The organism is Candidatus Palauibacter sp., assembly GCF_965216145.1.
In the GTDB taxonomy this organism is placed as follows: Bacteria; Gemmatimonadota; Gemmatimonadetes; order Palauibacterales; family Palauibacteraceae; genus Palauibacter.
On the sequence record NZ_OZ244149.1, the window covers coordinates 2,357,659 to 2,374,893 of the forward strand.

Genomic DNA, 17,235 nt, shown 5'->3' on the forward strand with positions numbered 1-17,235 from the left:
CGCGCCACGACGATCGGTTAGGTTCACCTCGTCACCAGGGATCGCCCATGTCGAAGTCGAAGACAGATGCCGCGAAGTCTCGAACCGCTGTCGGAGAACCCGGCGCCGGCACGGGTTCGACTACGCGCGCGGACCGAGACCGGACGACGGGCGGCATCACCATCACCCGCTGGAACCTCGGTCTCTCGCTCACCATCGCGCTCACGGTCATGGCGGGAACCTTCTCCCTTCTTTGGGAGCGGACGAACGCCCTCCACGACACGCAGATTCAACTCGTTAGCCGGGTCTCCGGCCTCGAAGCGCGGGTCTCCGGCCTCGAAGCGCGGGTCTCCGGCCTCGAATCGGAGGTGCGCGAGTTGCGCCTGGAAATGCGGGCCCTGCGCGAGGAAGTCCGCAGCGACATCACCGATCTCCGCGAGGAAATGCGTGCCGGCATGCAGGAACTCGCCGACCTGATCCGCGCCAGAGAGACCCCGGGCGACGGCCGCCGGCCCCTTTCTTTTGGCCGGGGTCTGCATGACGGTGCTTGAGGCCCTCCCCACTTGATACCACATTGAGGCTTACGCGGAGATTGGGTCCGTATCGGTAACGGACTCACGGGGAAGAGGAGACGGGGCATGACGGCAGAGGGCTGGACGATTATCGGAGCGGCCATCGCGCTCGTTGGCGCGTTCACGCCTGTGCTTCTGGGCATCCGCCGAGATCTCACGGGCCTGACCCGGGATGTAGCGGACCTGCGTGAACGAATGGCCCGGCTCGAAGGGTTGTTCGACGGCTTCATCCGCCGCGACGGACGTGTGTCCAGCCCCTCCGCCTGACGCCGTGAAGTCTCGGACGGCCGTCCGGAGGATGGACGGGATCACCATCACGCGCTGGAGGTCCTGGGCTCTCGCTCACCATCGCGCTCACCGCCCTGACGGGAGCGTTCAAACCGGGTTCCGTGGTGGGTGACGGGACGTTAACATGGCTCCCCGTTCGGCGGTCGCGCGGCCGCCCGCGGGAAACTTCGGTTCGGGCCGCCCCGTAGGTCCATGACAGCCGGTCCCGGGCGGTCCCGGGCGGTCCCGGGGCGCCGGGAAACACAGGGCAGATGAGCGTCTTCATCTTCATCATCATCATCGTCGGGCTCATCACGTTCGGCGAGGTGGCCTCGAAGTGGTTCGAGGCGCGCCCGTCGCGTCCCGAGGTGGAACCCGCCGCGGACGAGGAGATCGAGCGCCTGCGCGAGCATGTGGCGCTCCTCGCGAGCCAGGTGGAACGATTGACGGAGGAGCAGCGGTTCATGACCCGCCTCCTCGAGAGCGGCGCGCGGGGCAACCCGCCGCCTTCGGATGAGCACCGCTGAGACGCGCCCGAGGGCGCGACCCGATTCACGACTGCGGAAACCGGACCAATGCTGAACAGAGAGGACATTGAGAGCTTCCTCATCCGCACCGAAGCGGAGTTCGAGGAACTCGACGAAGGACTCTGGATCGTCCAACCCAACGGCGAGCATGCACAGCGGCAGCCGAGGCTCGTGGTGAACTACCAGCCGCCCGTCCTCGTGTGCCGCGCCGACATCCGCGACCTTCCGATCGACGACGAGGACCAGCTCGCGCTCTACCGGAAGCTCCTGGAACTGAACGCGGTGGACCTCATCCACGGGGCCTACGGCCTCGAGGACGGAGAGGTCATCCTGAGCGACACGCTGGAACTGGAGAACCTCGACTTCTCCGAGTTCCGCGCCACGCTCGAGAGCCTCACCCTGGCGCTGACCACGCACTGGGACAGCTTGACCACCGAAATCCCCAACGACTGAAGAAAGAACACAAGGACAGGCATAAAATGGGTGTCCTGGACCGTCTTACCCGCCTGATTCGTTCGAACATCAACGACCTCATCGCTCGGGCCGAAAACCCCGAGAAGATGCTGATCCAGATCATCGAGGACATGCGCCGCCAGCTCGCCCAGGCGAAGCAGGAGGTGGCGGTCGCGATCGCCGACGAGCGCAAGCTGCGCGCGCAGTTCGAGGAGACGCGCGGCCAGGCGACGGAGTGGGAGCGCCGGGCGCGGCTCGCGATCCGCGAGGGCCGCGACGACCTGGCCCGGCAGGCGCTCGTGCGCGGGCAGGAGTTCGCGCAGCACGCGCGCGAACTCGAGGAGCAGTGGCAGAAGCACCGCGCCGAGACGGACAAGCTCAAGGACTCGCTGCGGCAGCTGAACGCCAAGATCGAGGAGGCGAAGCGCAAGAAGAACCTCCTCATCGCGAAGCAGAAGCGCGCCGAGGCCCAGAAGCGCATCCACGACACGATGCAGGGGCTGCAGGACAAGAGCGCCTTCCGCGCCTTCGACCAGATGACCGAGAAGATCGAGGAGGCGGAACGCCGGGCCCTGGCGAGCGCCGAGGTCACGGAGGAACTCACCGGCGACTCTCTCCTGGGCGAGTTCGCGGCGCTCGAGGCTGGGGGCGACGCGGCGGTCGAGGACAAGCTCCTGGCCATGAAGGCCTCCATGGGCCTCCTCGCCTCCGGCGAACCGGCGGAGGAACCGAAGGCCCTCGCCGCCGGCGAGGTCGACGAGATCCCGGAGGCCGAACTCCTCGAGCTGTTGGACGCCGACGCGGACGCCGATGCCGCGAGTGAGGCCGGGGACGAGGCCGCGGCCGGTGACATGGAGCGCGCCGGAAGCTCATGAGCGCAGCGGGCTCCGAGGGGGAGCGCTCCTCCTCGTCCCGGGGTCGCCCGTCGTCCCGGGAGCGCTCGTCGTCCCGGGAGCGCCTCTCCTCGTCGCGGATCACCATCCTCAGCGAGGGCGTGTTCGGCATCGAGACGGCGAAGACCGCCGCCTCGACCGTCCGCTACCAGCCCGAGCGCGTGACCTCGGTGATCGAGTCCCGCTTCGCCGGGCGCACCGTGGGCGAGACGCTCGGTTTCGGCGGCGACATCCCGATCGTGGCGACGTTCGAGGAGGCGCTCGCGCACGAGCCGCGCCCGGAGGCGCTCCTGATCGGGATCGCGCCCCAGGGCGGACGGCTGCCGGAGGCGTGGCGGACCGTGCTCGTGGCGGCGCTGGAGGCGGGACTCGACATCATCAGCGGCCTGCACTTCTTCTTCTGCGACGACCCGGAACTGGCCGCGCTCGCCGAGCAGCGCGGCTGCACCCTGTTCGATCTCCGCAAGCCGCCGGACGACCTTCCGGTGGGCACGGGCCGCGCCATGCGGACGGAGGCGTTCCGGGTGCTGACCGTCGGCACCGACTGCAACACCGGCAAGATGACGGTCTCCCTCGAACTGCAGCGGGCCCTGGCCGCGCGCGGCGTCCGGGCGGCCTTCGCCGCCACCGGCCAGACGGGGATCCTCATCGCCGGCAGGGGCATCGCCGTGGACGCGGTGGTCTCCGACTTCATCTCGGGCGCCGCCGAGTGCCTCACGCTGGAAGCCGCCGCTGACGGCGGGAGCGCCCCGGACGGCGGCGGGGCGGAGATCGTGCTCGTCGAAGGCCAGGGGTCGCTCATGCACCCCGGCTACTCCGGCGTCACGCTGGGCCTGCTGCACGGCACCCTGCCGCAGGCGATGATCCTCACCTGGATGCCCAGCCGCCCCCGCATCTACGGCGGCAACCACGGCTGGGTCGAGCTTCCGGATCTCGACGAGATCATCCGTCGCTACGAGGGCGCCCTCGCCTGGGCCTGTCCGGACGTCCCCGGCCGCGTGATCGGCGTCTCCCTCGCGACCTACGACATCTCCGAGGAGGAGGCCCGCGCGGCCGTCCGCCACGCGCGCGAGGTCACCGGCCTCCCCGCCACCGACCCCGTCCGCTTCGGCGTCGCCCCCCTGGCCGACGCGATCATCGAGGCCCGGGACGCCGCCGTCGGCCCCTGACCGCCGTCGTCAAAGCGCGGGGATCGGTTGCCGAGCGCAACGGCCCAGGCCCTGCGGACCGATGACGCTCCGTTGAAGGGCTGTGGTATCTGTGGGGGCAACTGGAGGGAAGTACGACACGGGGCAGGGGGGACCGTCGCGTGATTTGCACTGCGACGGGAGGAACGAGAGTGCCTGGGGATCATGGCCGACTGCCGACAGCTTGCTTCATGGAGGTTACCGTCCACATGATACGAGAGGGATCGACATGGTCGCGAAAACGGCGTGATGCTAGAGGGGCTTGCGGACGCGTCGGTGTTTCGGTGGGACAAGGTCGCTTCCCAGGAAGGAACCAAACCAACCGCCCATCCGTACTGAGTGTCCAAACAAAGGCGGCGAACCGACGTAGTGAGGAACCTAACCCTTCGTCAGTTCGGTCGCCGTGGGGAACTTTCGACTCATCACAGAGTAGGCAGGGGCCCACTACGAAACCCCCAAGAACGGGAGTGACCTATGTCCAGTGAGGGAGCGGCTGGAACGCGGGTGCCGGACTTGGACTTGGAGCAAGCCTCGCACATCTCGGAGGCTGTCCGGGCCGCAATTACTAATGCCCTTGACCCCTCGTCAAGGTTCTATTCTCGACGATTCCCCATCCAAGCCTTCGTCGTTGACATGATGCGTAAGGCCGAGCGAGACGGGGTGGAGTTGTCGGAGGACGACTTGGCTGAGTTGTTTGCCGCGGCGCTGAAGGTCGACGCATCGCTCCGCATCGGCGAACAGATCGGCGGTGTACTTGGTGCGCCCCTTAAGGGCGGATTCGTGCAGTCTGTTGATTTCCGGCAAATGTTGCTCGTACGATGAGCAACGACCCGCCCGTAGTCCGCGGCAAGAGCGGAAACCTCGAGCAACCGTCCACCGGAGACGACGCACCGAGCTTCAGACAACTAGCCGCGGTATGGTTTAGGCAGAAGCATCCAGCCTGCGCAGCCGGACATTTCCGACAAGCTAACGGCTGAGCACATCAGCAAGAGCCTTGACCTCGTGGATGCCCACGATTCGAGAGTCTTGGATGATCGTCGCGACAGTCGCAGATCCACCCTCTACGCTATATCGATCGCCGCCCTCGTAGTCCTCGGCGGCATCGCGATGTTCGTGTTCTCTGGAAACGCGGATCTGATCCAGACCGTACTCGAGAGGATGATCTTCGTTGGCGTCGGTGGACTAGGGGGGGCGGGCTTAGCCGTGCTTAGGTCCCGGCGCAACGACTGAACTGCGGCACCCCCTAAGACAAACGAATCCGCTGTAGCTGCGATCACGGGGAGGCCGTTGTCCCTAAACGCGGCCCCCAAACCCCTACGAGGGTGCACTCGCTTGGCCCTTCCCGGAGGTCTCCGGCGGTCTGGATCGGCGTCTCCTTCTCACCCTGCGCGAACTCCAAGGACAAGGCCCGCGCCGCCGTCCGCCACAAGTGCCAAGTCACGGGGGCCCTCCGGCCCTTGCCGGACTAGCTTCGGTTCTGAGCTTGGTTGCCTCTGAGCTCCGAGCCCGGTTCGTCCCCCCCCCTCTCGCGAACTCACGCGGAACTCGATGTTCCACGTCGTCAGGTGGGGTTCAGCTCCCCCGCAGCCTTGGCCGCGGCGCCTCCCTCCAGCATCGCTTCGGACCAGAGTTCGCGCAGGACGGGCTCGAGCCGACCGTTTCCGGCCATGAAGCCGCCCCCCATCTCGCGGGTCAGGTCGGCCTTGCCGGCGAACGCGCGGCAGATCTCCTCGCCTCCCAGCACCGCCTCGAAGAGCGCCAGGTCGATGGAGGAGGGGAGGGGCCCGAAGGTGCCGCCGGCCTCCCGCACGATGAGCGCGCCGGCAGCGACGTCCCATGACCTCAGCCAGTGCTCCCAGAAGCCGTCCAGCCGCCCGGCGGCGAGATCGCACAGGTCGAGCGCCGCGGCCCCCGCGCGGCGCACGCCGCTCGTGTTCCGCAGCATCATGCCGAGCGAGGCCAGATAGCCCGGCAGCAGATCCAGCTTCCTGAACGGGAAGCCTGTTCCGAGGAGTGCGAGTCCGATGTCCTCGACCGGCGACACCTCGATCGGCTCGCCGTCGAGCGTCGCCCCGCCCCCGCGTCGGGCCACGAACTCCTCCCCGTTCGCCGAGTTCACGACGACGCCCGTGCGCAGGCCGCGGCGGTCCAGGGTCGCGATCGACACGCCGTAGCAGGGGTAGCCGTGCAGCCAGTTCGTCGTCCCGTCCAGCGGATCGATGACCCACATGACCGGCCCGGCCCGACCGATGCACTCGCCGGCCCTCAGACCCCGCGGGTCGTCCTCCGCCATGATGATGTGGTGCGGGAACCGCTTGCGTACGAGGTCGACGATGATCCGCGCCGACTCGAAGTCGACGGTGGTGACGAAGTCGCACGTCCCCTTGTCGACCGCGTCCCCGGGAACGAGCGCCCCCTGCATGGCCCGCTGAAAGAGCGCCACCCCCCGCGCCGCCTCGAGACTCGTCTCGATGAGCGCGTGGTCCAGTTCGGGGTCGTGCTCGGGGTCGTGCTCGGGGTCGCGTGCCGTCTTGCGATCGGAATCTCCGGAATGTGACGGCAAGTCGGGACTTCCTTTCGGGGATCGAGGCCAGGGTCGCGCGCTGCGGGACGCCAGGCGATACTACGCGCACCATGAATCAGCGCAAGCGAGTCTTCAGCGGAATCCAGCCCACCGGCGAGGCGCACCTCGGAAACTACCTCGGCGTGTTCCGGCGCTGGGCGCGCATGGTCGACGAGTACGATTGCTTCTACTGCATCGTCGATCTGCACGCGATCACGCGCGAGTACGAGCGCGAGGATCTCCTGCGCCGCGTGTTCGATCTCACCGTGTCGCTCGTGGCTTCGGGGATCGATCCGGAGCGCTGTACGCTCTTCGCGCAGTCTCACGTCCCCTATCACAGCGAACTCTCCTGGCTCTTCAACACGGTCACCCCGGTGGGCGACCTGGGACGGATGACGCAGTTCAAGGAGAAGTCCGCCGGGCGGCAGTCGGTGAACGCGGGACTCTTCAACTATCCGGTGCTGCAGGCCGCGGACATCCTCCTCTACCGGACCGATTTCGTGCCGGTGGGAGAGGACCAGCGCCAGCACCTCGAGTTGTCGCGGGAGATCGCGCGCCGCTGGAACGCGCGCTTCGGCGACTTTTTCCCGGAACCGGAGACGCTGGTCGGGACGGGGAGCCGCGTCCGCGGCCTCGACGGCGTGGCGAAGATGTCGAAGTCGAAGGACAACACGGTGCGCATGATCGCCGAGCCGGACGAACTGTGGGCGCGGCTGCGCACGGCGGTGACGGACCCGGCGCGCGTGCGGAGGGACGATCCCGGCAACCCGCACGTGTGCAACGTGTTCGCGCTGCACGAGTTCTTCACGGACCCGGCGGCGCGCGACGAAATCGAGATCCGCTGTCAGACGGCGGGCATCGGCTGCGTCGCCTGCAAGCGCATGCTGACCGACAACGTGGCCGAGGACCTCGCCCCGGTGCGCGCCCGCGCCGCCGAACTGCGCGCGAACCCGGCGCGCGTCCTCGAGATCCTCGCGGCGGGAGCCGAGCGCGCGCACGCGGAAGCTGCCCGCACGATGGAGGTCGTCCGCGACCGCATGGGCGTCGGCGCCGCCACCCTGGATGGAGACCTGCCTCGCCTGACGGGTGCCGCGGGCGCCCCGCGGTCCGCCCCGGAGTCCGCCCCGCGGTCCGCCCCCGAGTCCGTCCCGGGGTCCGCCCCGGAGTCCGCCGGAGCCTGAATGCGCCGCTTCGTCATCTGGATGTTCGCGCCGGAGACCCCCCACTGGTCGATGCCGTCGCGGTCATTCGAACGGATCCGCGAGGTGCTCGACCCCGAGTGGGAGATCGAGTCCATCCGCATCGCGCTCGAGGCCTCGGGCGATGGCGTGCGGGTGACGCCGCCCGAACTGCTCGAGACGGTCGCGGACGCCGAGGTCTACTGCGGGTGGGGGATCCGCCGCGATGTCTTCCTCGCCGCGCGGCGGCTGCGCTGGTTCCACTCGGGGGCGGCGGGGGCGCGGAACTCGCTCTTTCGCGAGATGCGCGAGAGCGACGTCATCTTCACGAACTCGGCGGGCATGTACGCGGACTCGCTCGCCGACCACGCCCTGGCCGGCATCCTGTACTTCGCCCGCGGCCTGGACGTGGCGGTGCGGGCGCAGCGCCGGCGCGAGTGGGTCCAGACCGCGCTGAACTCGCCCCGCAGCCCGCTGCACGCCCTGCCCCCGGCGGGCGAAGTGGCCGGGGCCTCGCTCGGCATCATCGGCTACGGCGGCATCGGATCGGCGCTCGGCCGCCGCGCCCACGCCCTCGGCATGCGAGTTCAGGCCATTCGCCGAAAGGTGGGCGCCAAGCCCCCCGAGCTCGACCGCCTCGAGGGACCGGACTTCCTCCCGGCCCTCCTCGAAACCTCCGACTACGTCGCGCTCACGGCCCCCGAGACGCCCGACACCCGAGGCCTCCTCGGTGCCGCGGAATTCGCCCGCATGCGGCCGGGGGCCGTCCTCATCAACCTCTCGCGCGGTACGCTGGTGGACGAACCGGCGCTCGTGCGGGCGCTCGAGGCGCGCCGCCTGCGCGGGGCGATGCTGGACGTGTTCGAGAAGGAACCGCTCCCCGCCGGCCATCCCCTGTGGGGACTCGAGAACGTGCTCGTCACCCCGCACGTGGGCGGCACCTCCGCCCGCTTCTGGGAGCGCGAGACGGATCTGATCGTGCGCAACATCGCCCGCTATCAGGCCGGCCAACCGCTCGAAAACCGGGTAGACAAGACGCGCGGCTACTGAGTGAGGTGCCCGCTCACGTTCCCGCGGGAACGCGATGACGCTCGAAGACGTTCCCGCGGGAACGTCCACGACCCTGAAAGCGGCGCCCGCCCGGCGCTGGAACTGACTTGGAAAAACTCATGAGAAATCTCGCCGGTGTCCATCCGCCCGTGACCACGCCCTTCGCCGAAGACGGCGGGGTCGCCCTGGAGGCGTACGACGCGAACCTGAGGGAGTGGCTCTCGCACCCGATCGCCGGCATCGTCGTGGCCGGTTCGACCGGGGAGGCGCCGCTGCTCAGCCGCCGCGAACTCGGCGCGCTGGTCGAGGCCACCGCCGCGCGAATCGGCGACCGCACGCTCACCGTCGGTACCGGGGCGGAGTCCACGCGCGAAGTAGTCGCCGTGACCCGGGAGGTGGCCGCGCTCGGCGCGCACGCGGTCCTCGTCCGCTCTCCGTCCTACTACCTGAAGGCGATGCAGCCGGGGGTGGTGCGCGATCACTTCCTCGCGGTGGCGGACGCGTCGCCCGTGCCCGTCATCCTCTATCACATCCCCCAGTTCGTGCCGGTGCACCTCACGCCGGATCTCGTGGGACGGCTCGTCGAGCACCCCAACATCATCGGGATCAAGGATTCCTCCGGAGATCTCAGGAACCTCGGCGCTCTCGTCGAGGCGTGCGGCCGCAACGCGCAGGTGCTCGTGGGCTCGGGGGCGCTCCTCTACGCGGCGCTGGAGGCGGGAGCGGTCGGCGGCATCCTCGGCGTGGCCGTGATCGCGACGCGCTCCTCGTGCGCGCTGTACGACGCGTGGCGGGAGGGCGACCACGCCCGCGCCGGCGCCATGCAGGAGAGGATCGGTCCGCTCCACAAGACGGTCGTCGCGGGAAGCGGGATCGCCGGGGTCAAGGCCGCTCTCGACCGCCTCGGCCTCTACGGCGGCCCCCCGCGCAGCCCGCTGCAGCCGGCCGACGCCGCGAAGCTGGCCGTCGTCGACGCCGCCCTCGAAGCCGCCACCCTCGGCGTCTCCGCCTGAGCCTCGCGACGTTCCGTTCGCGGGCGGGGAGGGATAAGTTTCGGGCGGGACGATCCCCTCCGGGAACCGCGGGTCCGCGGACCCCACCGACCTTCAACCGATCCATAACTGATCCACAACGGAGAGACGCGTGTTCAGCGATAGCGTGCGCTGCCTGGTGGTCGTGGGCGCGCAGTGGGGAGACGAAGGGAAGGGGAAGATCGTGGACGTGCTCGCGGAGCAGGCCACGATCGTGGCGCGCTACCAGGGTGGCGCCAACGCGGGGCACACGGTTCGGGTCGGCGAGGGCGCTGACGAGGACGAGTTCATCCTCCACCTCATCCCTTCGGGGATCCTGAATCCGGACGCTCGCTGCCTCCTCGGGAACGGCGTGGTGCTGGACCCGTGGGTGCTCGCGCGGGAGATGGGTACGCTCCGCGAGCGGGGGATCGATCTCGATGGGCGGCTGGGCGTATGCCGGCGGGCGCACCTCGTCCTCCCCTATCACCGGCTGCTCGACGCGGCGCAGGAGGACAGTCGGGGCGCGGCGAAGATCGGGACGACGGGGAGGGGAATCGGCCCCGCGTACCGGGACAAGGTCGCCCGCACGGGGCTGCGCGTCGGGGACCTGCGGGACCTGGACCGCACGCATGAGATCGTCAGCGGGGCGGCGGCGCGCGCCAACGTCACGCTCGCGGGACTCGGGGACGAGCGGCGGGTGGACGCGGACGACGTGATGTCGCGGCTCGAGGCGGTGCGCCCGGAGATCGTCGTGCTCTCGGTGGACGCGGGGGAGGAGATCCGCGCCGGGCTCGCGGCGGGCGGCCGGGTGCTGCTGGAGGGAGCGCAGGGCGCGCTGCTCGATGTCGACCATGGGACGTATCCGTTCGTGACCTCTTCGACCACGACGGCGGGTGGTGCCGCCTCGGGAACCGGGATCGGTCCGACGCTGATCGACGGGGTGCTGGGCGTCGTCAAGGCGTACATCACGCGCGTGGGGGCGGGCCCGCTCCCGACGGAACTGGCCGCGGCGGAGGCCGAACGCCTGCGGCGGCTCGGCGGCGAGTTCGGCGCCACGACCGGGCGGCCCCGCCGGCCGGGCTGGTTCGACACCAGCGTGGCGCGTCATGCGGCCGGCGTGAACGGCCTCACCAGCCTCGCGGTCACGAAGCTGGACGTCCTCGACACCTTCGAGACGATCCACCTCTCAACGGGCTATGAATGCGACGGCGCGCCCGTCACGTCGTTCCCGGATTCGGTCGCGGACCTCGCCCGCATGACCCCCGTCTACGAGCGCTGGCCGGGCTGGACCACGGACACGACGGGCTGCCGGACCTTCGCGGAACTCCCGGGCGCGGCGCGCCGCTACCTCGCTCGCCTCGAGGAAGTATGCGCCACCCCGATCCGGTTCGTGGGCGTCGGCGCCGCCCGCCGCGAGACGATCGCCCTCTCCACCGGCGCCGCCGGCTGAGCGCGGATCTCAGGATGGTTGTTCCCCGGATCGACGAGTAGGATCGGCCACCTCATGACCGACAACGGAGCATACCACTCGAAGCGGTGCCCCTGTGTCGGCCTATGCCAATTCAAAATGTGATGTTGAATTGGCATAGGGCCTCACAGGGACTTCCAGCAACAACCCCCGGGCAGCAACCTCAGGTCGCGCTCCCTCGGGTGCCCCCTCGCGATGCCGCCGAGGCGCTCGCACGCGGCCATCGGACGCCGTACTCCCTTCCAGCGCCTTGGGTGTCGCAACCATGCGTCGTTGCCTGGGGTGGAGGAAATCCCTAGACTTCGCGGCTGTTTACGGATCGGGTGCGGGCGCTTCCCGCGGCTTCTCGACACGCGAATGGAGATCCTCCAATCGCGTTTTTTTTGATGCCCGGCGGCCCCCCGGGGCCGTCCGACAGGTCCGATGGGTCTTCTGAGAGCGGTGGATGTTCGAACGTCTGGGTGACCGTCTCGACGGCGTGCTGAAGCGGTTTCGTCAACGCGGCGTCATCACGGAAAAGATGCTGGACGAGGGGCTGCGCGAGGTGCGGCGCGCCCTGCTCGAAGCGGACGTCAACTTCCGGGTCGCGCGCGACTTCCTCGGGAGGGTGAGGACGCGGGCCCTCGGCGAGGACGTGCTGAAGTCGGTCCGCCCGGGCGACCAGATCGTGAAGATCGTGCATGACGAACTGGTCGCGCTCCTGGGCGAGGCGGTGCCGGAGCCGTTCGAGGCCGCCGTGCCGCCCACGGTGATCATGCTCGTGGGACTGCAGGGGTCGGGGAAGACGACGACGGCGGCGAAGCTGGGCCGGCGCCTCGCCAAGGAGGGACGGGGACGGCGGCCCGCGCTCGTCGCCTGCGACCCGTATCGTCCGGCCGCGGCGGACCAGTTGGAGGCGCTGGCCGGGAGGGTCGGCGTCCCGCTCCTGGCGCGCCCGAGCGGGACGGACATGGCGGAGTTGGCGAGCGGCGCGCTGGACGAGGCGCGCAGAGGCGGCGTCACGCACCTGCTGCTCGACATGGCGGGCCGCCTGCAGGCCGACGAAGCGCTGATGGACGAACTGCGCCGCGTGAAGGCGGCGGTGGGTCCGCACGAGGTGCTCCTCGTGGCGGACGGGATGACCGGGCAGGAAGCGGTCCGCATCGCCGAGGGCTTCCACGCGGCGGTGGGCCTCACCGGCGTCGTGCTCACGAAGATGGACGGGGACGCGCGCGGCGGCGCGGCGCTCTCGATCTACGGCGTGCTCGGCGTCCCGATCCGTTTCGTGGGGACGGGCGAACGCCCGGAGGATCTGACGCTATTCGATCCGGAGCGCATGGCGGGGCGGATCCTCCAGATGGGGGACATCGTCGGCCTCGTCGAGCGCGCGCAGCAGACGGTCGACCTCGGCGAGACGGAGCGGCTGCAGAAGAAGCTGCTGGCGCGGAAGGGAGAGTTCGACCTCGGGGACTTCCTCGTGTCGATCCAGCAGATCCAGAAGATGGGACCCCTCAAGGGTCTCCTGAAGATGATGCCGGGGATCGACGCGCGGATGCTGGACCAGGCGGACGTCGACCCTCGACGGGTGAGGCACCTGGAGGCGATCATCCTCTCGATGACGCCGGAGGAGCGGCGCCGGCCGCAGATCCTCGACGGGTCGCGGCGGAAGCGGGTCGCGAAGGGGTCGGGACGTCCCCTGCAGGAAGTGAACCGTCTCCTGAAGCAGTTCCGCGAGATGCGGAAGATGATGAAACAGATGGGCAAGCTCATGCCGCACATGCAGCAGCAGATGCTGGGAGGCGGCGGGCCCGGAGACTTCGGCCGGCTGATCGGCTGAATCGGAGAACAGAATGGCGACAACAATCAGACTCAAGCGGGTGGGCGCGAAGAAGGCGGCCTCGTACCGCATCATCGTGACGGACCAGCGCGAAGGGACGTCGGGGCCCTCGATCGAGCGGCTCGGGCTCTACAACCCGCGCACGGAGCCTTCGCTGGTGCGGATCAACGCCGCGCGCACGCTGCACTGGCTCAACGAGGGGGCGAAGCCGAGCGACACGGTGCGTTCGCTGCTCCGGAAGACGGGCCTGTGGCAGCAGTTCCACGACGGCGTGGACCCGGAGTCGCTCGAAACCGCGATCGTGGAGATCGGACCGCCGCCAGGCCGGCGCGGCACGTCGCAGCGCCCCATGCCGAAGGCGGAAGCCCCCCCGGAGCCGGAAGCCGAAGCGAAGCCGGAGGCGGATCCGAAGGCCGAGGCGGCGGCAGATAGCGACGCGGCAGATAGCGACGCGGCAGACGGCGACGCGGCAGATGGCGACGCGGCAGATGGCGACGCGGCAGATGGCGACGCGGCAGATGGCGACGCGGCAGACGGCGACGACTCGGACGACTGACGCCGGGCCGCACGCCCCCGACGGTGCCGTGGCGACCTCCGATCCTCCCGTGATCGTGGCCCGGATCGTCCGGGCCCACGGGATGCGCGGCGGGCTGCTCCTCGAGGCGGAAACCGACCACGCCGAGGCGCTCTTCCGGCCGGGCCGGCGGCTCCGCCTCGTCAGCGACACACCTGCGCGAACGGGCGAACGGGTCGCGCCCCCAGCGGCCGGCCCCGAGGCGCTCACCCTCGAGACCGCGAGGCCCCACTCGGGACGCTGGCTCGTCACGGCCCCCGAGGTGGCGGACCGCACCGCCGCCGAGTCGCTGCGCGGCGCGCACCTCGGTGTCCCGCGCGAGGAGTTGCCGGATCTGCCGGACGGCGGCTACCTGCTGCACGACCTGGTCGGCATGTCCGTGTGCGAGGGGGGCGAGACGATCGGGACGATTCGCGAGGTCTACGACCAGCCGGGCGGGCCGCTCCTGGCGCTGGACGTGGCCGGACGCGAACGGTTGATCCCCTTCCAGGCCGACTTCGTGGTGGAACTGGACATCGACGGGCGCGTCCTTCACATGGCGCTCCCGGTCGGCCTGTTCGACATCTGATTCCGAATCTGATTCCGATGCGCATCAACGTCATCACGATCTTCCCGGAATACCTCGAGGGTCCGCTGGGACTCTCGATCCCGGGACGCGCCCGCGAGGCGGGGCTCGTCGACTACCGTCTCATCGACCTCAGGGAATACGCGACGGACCGCCACCGGACGACGGATGACGAACCCTTCGGCGGCGGCGGCGGGATGGTCATGAAGCCGGAGCCGTTCGACGCGGCGCTCGGCGCGCTCGAGGCCCCGGGGCGTGTCGTCGCGCTTTCCCCCCGAGGACGTCCGTTCGACCACCACACGGCGGTGCGCTTCGCGCTCGAGTCCGACCTCACGCTCCTCTGCGGGCGCTACAAGGGGATCGACGAACGCGTCACGGAGAAGTGGGTGGACGAGGAGGTCTCGATCGGCGACTACGTCCTCAGCGGGGGCGAGCCGGCCGCGCTCGTCGTCATCGACGCCGTGGTGCGTCTCCTCCCCGGGGCGCTCGGCGACCACGATTCGGCCGCCTCCGACTCCTTCTACGAGGGCCTGCTCTCCGCTCCCTCGTACACCCGGCCCGCCGAGCACGACGGCCGATCGGCGCCGGGCGTGCTCCGGTCGGGCGACCACTCGCGCATCGAAGCCTGGCGGGCCGGGCAGGCCGACCGCGCCACCCGCCACCGCCGCCCCGACCTCCTCGATCTCGACGCGGCCGACTGACCTGATTATACTAGAGGGCTGCGGCCGCAGACCATCACGCCGCCGCGACCCCTCCCGTGACACGAGTTCGACACAAGAGTCGGACAAGAGAGAAACAAGGATAGACGAACGATGGATCCCAGGATCGCCGAGATCGAGGAGGGATACAAGCGCTCCGACCTTCCGGCGTTCGCGCCGGGGGACACGGTGCGCGTCCGCGTGCGGGTGAGGGAAGGCACGAAGGAGCGCGTACAGCCGTTCGAGGGCGTGTGCATCGCTCGCCGAGGGGCGGGGATGAACGCGACCTTCACGCTGCGCCGGATCTCCGGGGGCGTCGGCGTCGAGCGCATCTTCCCGCTCCACTCGCCGTGGATCGCCGGGCTCGAGGTCGTCCGCCGGGGCGACGTGCGGCGCGCCAAGCTCTACTATCTGCGCCGGCGCCGCGGCAAGCGGGCCCGGGTGCCCGAGCGGAAGTGGTGGCTCGACAAGAAGGAGAGCCGCTGACGGGTCCTCCCCGCCCGCGTGCTCCCGCCCCGTCCGCGCCGCTGGACTACGAGGAGCGGGGCTGGTCCGCGGGCTGCCGCGTGGTGGTCGGGATCGATGAGGTCGGTCTCGGCCCGGTGGCCGGCCCGGTCGTCGTGGGGGCGGTCGCCCTCCACCCCGGCCAGCAGTTCGAGGGATGTACGGACAGCAAGCTGGTGCCCCCGGCCCGCCGCGAGGAACTGGCCCTCCGCATCCGCGCCGAGAGCCTGGCCTGGCGCGTCGCCGCCGCCTCCACCCGCGAGATCGAGCGCCTGAACGTCCGCGCCGCGACCATCGTCGCCATGCGCCGGGCGCTCGACCGCCTGCCGGTCGAGGCGGACCTCGTCCTCGTCGACGGCAACCCCGTCCCCGAACTCGGCGAGCACCGCTCCATCGTCGGCGGAGACCGGGCGTCCCATTCCATCGCCTGCGCCTCGATCCTCGCCAAGGTCACGCGCGACCGCCTCATGCGGCGCCTGGACGCGCGCTACCCGCTCTACGGCTGGGCCTCGAACAAGGGATATCGGACGCGGCACCACATGGAGGCGATCCGCCGGCACGGCCCGACGCCGCACCACCGGGTCACCTTTCGGGGCGTCCTCCAGACGGAACTCGACCTGGACCGAGAGCCGCCGCCGTAATCGGCCCCGCGGCCGTCGCCGGGACCCCCGCGGTGGCCGGCACTCTAAGCGGCAGCGGGACGGCGGGGCGCACTCCGGCGCTCGCGTCGCCCTCGTACCAGCTCGCCATGACGGTCTCGGCCGCCTTCCCCTGCGGTGAATAGTCCGTCGCGATCCACTCCGCCGCCGGCGTCCCCGCATACCACTTCCACGCGAACCCGCCCGCGAACCAGGGCCGGTTCCACCACACCCGGAACATCGCCTCGTAGGCCGCCGCCTGCGCCGCCCCGTTCGAGGGCAGTCCCCGCGCCCGTCGTCCCTCCGGCAACTCCCACTGGCGGCCCGCCGCCCCGTCCACGCTGCGGTATCCGAACTCGGCGAACAGGATCGGCTTGCCCGTGGTCCGGGCCACCTCTCGCAGTTCGTCGCTCCACGGTTCCCACGCCTCGACCAGCATCTCCACCGCGGGCGTCGGGTCGTCGGCGAGCGGGAAGTACGCGTCCACTCCCACGAGATCCAGCGCGTCCCAGAACTCGATCCGCGCGTACTTGTCCCAGTTCGCCGCGTAGGTGAGCCGTCCGCCGTAGATCGCCCGCACCTCGGCGATGAGTGCGCGCCAGTACTCCGGACGCGCGAGCGCCACGAGGTCCACCTCGGTGCCCACGCTCATCATCTCCACATCCATGGAGTCCGCGACCTCGGCGAAACGGAGGATGTACTCGCGGTAGTCGGAGAGGAACGTCTCCCACTGCTCGGCGGTGCGCGGCTCGAACTCGCCCGGCCAGCCCTGGCCCCGCACCCAGAGGTGGGGTTTGAGGAGGACGGAGAGCCCGCTGCCTCGGGCGTATTCGATCGTCTTCGCGACGCCGTCCGCCGTCTCGCCCCAGAACTGGCGCTCGCGGTCGAAGGCGACGCGGGGATCGGCGGGATCCACGAAGGCGTAGGGGATGACGGCGACCCAGTCCGCCCCCGCCGCCGCGGCGGACTGGAGAGCGTCGGATGCCATCTCACGGCGCGGGGCGGAGAAGGACACGCCCCGGATCCGGTCCTCGGGTGGGACGGAGACGTCCGGGACCGAGGGCTCGCGAAGGCCCGCCGACCGGCCCGCCGACCGACCGGCCGCGGCGGCGTCGGCCCCCGCTCCAATGGAACCGCACCCCGCCGAGACCAGCAGGGCGAGGACCGCGGCCACGAAACCGGGCCCCCGCGTCACAACTCTTGTCTTACGCATCTATACCATCGTGCCCGAAGGCACCGAAAAACTCAACGGGTCGCCCACTATGGGCCGCCCACAGCCCGTCGTACGAG

At 70.0% G+C, this 17,235-nt stretch carries 19 protein-coding genes; 17 read left to right on the forward strand and 2 right to left on the reverse strand.

What is annotated here, in order from left to right; genetic code table 11:
* Positions 1 to 47 precede the first annotated feature (47 nt).
* From ACOOHF_RS09970 to ACOOHF_RS10000, 7 genes are all read left to right on the forward strand, one after another.
* A complete protein-coding gene (locus ACOOHF_RS09970) occupies positions 48 to 530 on the forward strand; it encodes a hypothetical protein (protein ID WP_420461545.1) in 483 nt (160 codons plus the stop codon).
* Between the two features lie 87 nt (positions 531 to 617).
* Complete coding sequence (locus tag ACOOHF_RS09975) at positions 618 to 818, forward strand: hypothetical protein (RefSeq protein WP_419167226.1); 201 nt, start codon at positions 618 to 620, stop codon at positions 816 to 818.
* Positions 819 to 1,090: 272 nt separating this feature from the next.
* Complete coding sequence (locus ACOOHF_RS09980; protein WP_420461546.1) at positions 1,091 to 1,345, forward strand: hypothetical protein; 255 nt, start codon at positions 1,091 to 1,093, stop codon at positions 1,343 to 1,345.
* A gap of 48 nt (positions 1,346 to 1,393) precedes the next feature.
* Positions 1,394 to 1,798, forward strand: coding sequence for a CesT family type III secretion system chaperone (locus ACOOHF_RS09985; protein ID WP_420461547.1), 405 nt, complete (start codon positions 1,394 to 1,396; stop codon positions 1,796 to 1,798).
* Between the two features lie 26 nt (positions 1,799 to 1,824).
* The gene (locus ACOOHF_RS09990) at positions 1,825 to 2,673 is read left to right on the forward strand and encodes a PspA/IM30 family protein (RefSeq protein ID WP_420461548.1); all 849 of its coding nucleotides are present in this window, start codon (positions 1,825 to 1,827) and stop codon (positions 2,671 to 2,673) included.
* Positions 2,670 to 3,860: a DUF1611 domain-containing protein gene (locus tag ACOOHF_RS09995; protein WP_420461549.1), complete on the forward strand. Its 1,191-nt coding sequence runs from the start codon at positions 2,670 to 2,672 to the stop codon at positions 3,858 to 3,860. The genes ACOOHF_RS09990 and ACOOHF_RS09995 overlap by 4 nt, the downstream gene beginning before the upstream one ends.
* A gap of 699 nt (positions 3,861 to 4,559) precedes the next feature.
* Positions 4,560 to 4,700 carry a hypothetical protein gene (locus ACOOHF_RS10000; protein WP_420461550.1) on the forward strand — a complete coding sequence of 47 codons (141 nt, stop codon included), beginning with the start codon at positions 4,560 to 4,562 and terminating at the stop codon, positions 4,698 to 4,700.
* A 739-nt stretch (positions 4,701 to 5,439) separates the two neighbouring features.
* On the opposite strand, the gene ACOOHF_RS10005 is transcribed toward ACOOHF_RS10000, so the two are convergent.
* A complete protein-coding gene (locus ACOOHF_RS10005) occupies positions 5,440 to 6,441 on the reverse strand; it encodes an inositol monophosphatase family protein (RefSeq protein WP_420461551.1) in 1,002 nt (333 codons plus the stop codon).
* A gap of 71 nt (positions 6,442 to 6,512) precedes the next feature.
* Between ACOOHF_RS10005 and trpS the strand changes: the two genes are divergently transcribed.
* The 10 genes from trpS to ACOOHF_RS10055 all read left to right on the forward strand — a co-directional run bounded on the left by trpS (position 6,513) and on the right by ACOOHF_RS10055 (position 15,948).
* The gene (trpS, locus tag ACOOHF_RS10010) at positions 6,513 to 7,622 is read left to right on the forward strand and encodes a tryptophan--tRNA ligase (RefSeq protein WP_420461552.1); all 1,110 of its coding nucleotides are present in this window, start codon (positions 6,513 to 6,515) and stop codon (positions 7,620 to 7,622) included.
* Positions 7,623 to 8,669, forward strand: a complete 1,047-nt coding sequence (locus ACOOHF_RS10015) for a D-2-hydroxyacid dehydrogenase (protein ID WP_420461553.1) — start codon at positions 7,623 to 7,625, stop codon at positions 8,667 to 8,669. It begins immediately after the preceding gene.
* A gap of 119 nt (positions 8,670 to 8,788) precedes the next feature.
* A complete protein-coding gene (locus ACOOHF_RS10020; RefSeq protein ID WP_420461554.1) occupies positions 8,789 to 9,682 on the forward strand; it encodes a dihydrodipicolinate synthase family protein in 894 nt (297 codons plus the stop codon).
* Positions 9,683 to 9,812: 130 nt separating this feature from the next.
* Positions 9,813 to 11,132 carry an adenylosuccinate synthase gene (locus ACOOHF_RS10025; RefSeq protein ID WP_420461555.1) on the forward strand — a complete coding sequence of 440 codons (1,320 nt, stop codon included), beginning with the start codon at positions 9,813 to 9,815 and terminating at the stop codon, positions 11,130 to 11,132.
* Between the two features lie 463 nt (positions 11,133 to 11,595).
* Complete coding sequence (gene ffh, locus ACOOHF_RS10030) at positions 11,596 to 12,966, forward strand: signal recognition particle protein (protein ID WP_420461556.1); 1,371 nt, start codon at positions 11,596 to 11,598, stop codon at positions 12,964 to 12,966.
* A 13-nt stretch (positions 12,967 to 12,979) separates the two neighbouring features.
* Positions 12,980 to 13,522 (forward strand): 30S ribosomal protein S16, encoded by a 543-nt coding sequence (gene rpsP / locus ACOOHF_RS10035; RefSeq protein WP_420461557.1) that lies wholly within the window; start codon positions 12,980 to 12,982, stop codon positions 13,520 to 13,522.
* Positions 13,440 to 14,108, forward strand: coding sequence for a ribosome maturation factor RimM (gene rimM, locus ACOOHF_RS10040; protein WP_420461558.1), 669 nt, complete (start codon positions 13,440 to 13,442; stop codon positions 14,106 to 14,108). The genes rpsP and rimM overlap by 83 nt, the downstream gene beginning before the upstream one ends.
* A gap of 17 nt (positions 14,109 to 14,125) precedes the next feature.
* Positions 14,126 to 14,806, forward strand: a complete 681-nt coding sequence (trmD, locus tag ACOOHF_RS10045; RefSeq protein WP_420461559.1) for a tRNA (guanosine(37)-N1)-methyltransferase TrmD — start codon at positions 14,126 to 14,128, stop codon at positions 14,804 to 14,806.
* Between the two features lie 111 nt (positions 14,807 to 14,917).
* Positions 14,918 to 15,289, forward strand: a complete 372-nt coding sequence (gene rplS, locus ACOOHF_RS10050; protein ID WP_419934859.1) for a 50S ribosomal protein L19 — start codon at positions 14,918 to 14,920, stop codon at positions 15,287 to 15,289.
* Positions 15,262 to 15,948 (forward strand): ribonuclease HII, encoded by a 687-nt coding sequence (locus ACOOHF_RS10055; protein ID WP_419934860.1) that lies wholly within the window; start codon positions 15,262 to 15,264, stop codon positions 15,946 to 15,948. Before rplS ends, ACOOHF_RS10055 begins: the two co-directional genes overlap by 28 nt.
* On the opposite strand, the gene ACOOHF_RS10060 is transcribed toward ACOOHF_RS10055, so the two are convergent.
* Complete coding sequence (locus tag ACOOHF_RS10060) at positions 15,890 to 17,158, reverse strand: glycoside hydrolase family 113 (protein WP_420461560.1); 1,269 nt, start codon at positions 17,156 to 17,158, stop codon at positions 15,890 to 15,892. The genes ACOOHF_RS10055 and ACOOHF_RS10060 overlap by 59 nt on opposite strands.
* Positions 17,159 to 17,235 lie beyond the last annotated feature (77 nt).

Bases quoted from the DNA above. Each gene is read 5' to 3' on its own strand.
- ACOOHF_RS09985 (WP_420461547.1), top strand. From the start codon at position 1,394: ATGCTGAACAGAGAGGACATTGAGAGCTTCCTCATCCGCACCGAAGCG.
- rpsP (WP_420461557.1), top strand. From the start codon at position 12,980: ATGGCGACAACAATCAGACTCAAGCGGGTGGGCGCGAAGAAGGCGGCC.
- trmD (WP_420461559.1), top strand. From the start codon at position 14,126: ATGCGCATCAACGTCATCACGATCTTCCCGGAATACCTCGAGGGTCCG.
- rimM (WP_420461558.1), top strand. From the start codon at position 13,440: ATGGCGACGCGGCAGATGGCGACGCGGCAGATGGCGACGCGGCAGATG.
- ACOOHF_RS09990 (WP_420461548.1), top strand. From the start codon at position 1,825: ATGGGTGTCCTGGACCGTCTTACCCGCCTGATTCGTTCGAACATCAAC.
- ACOOHF_RS09970 (WP_420461545.1), top strand. From the start codon at position 48: ATGTCGAAGTCGAAGACAGATGCCGCGAAGTCTCGAACCGCTGTCGGA.
- ffh (WP_420461556.1), top strand. From the start codon at position 11,596: ATGTTCGAACGTCTGGGTGACCGTCTCGACGGCGTGCTGAAGCGGTTT.
- ACOOHF_RS09980 (WP_420461546.1), top strand. From the start codon at position 1,091: ATGAGCGTCTTCATCTTCATCATCATCATCGTCGGGCTCATCACGTTC.
- ACOOHF_RS10020 (WP_420461554.1), top strand. From the start codon at position 8,789: ATGAGAAATCTCGCCGGTGTCCATCCGCCCGTGACCACGCCCTTCGCC.
- ACOOHF_RS10060 (WP_420461560.1), bottom strand. From the start codon at position 17,158: ATGCGTAAGACAAGAGTTGTGACGCGGGGGCCCGGTTTCGTGGCCGCG.
- trpS (WP_420461552.1), top strand. From the start codon at position 6,513: ATGAATCAGCGCAAGCGAGTCTTCAGCGGAATCCAGCCCACCGGCGAG.
- ACOOHF_RS09975 (WP_419167226.1), top strand. From the start codon at position 618: ATGACGGCAGAGGGCTGGACGATTATCGGAGCGGCCATCGCGCTCGTT.
- rplS (WP_419934859.1), top strand. From the start codon at position 14,918: ATGGATCCCAGGATCGCCGAGATCGAGGAGGGATACAAGCGCTCCGAC.
- ACOOHF_RS09995 (WP_420461549.1), top strand. From the start codon at position 2,670: ATGAGCGCAGCGGGCTCCGAGGGGGAGCGCTCCTCCTCGTCCCGGGGT.
- ACOOHF_RS10015 (WP_420461553.1), top strand. From the start codon at position 7,623: ATGCGCCGCTTCGTCATCTGGATGTTCGCGCCGGAGACCCCCCACTGG.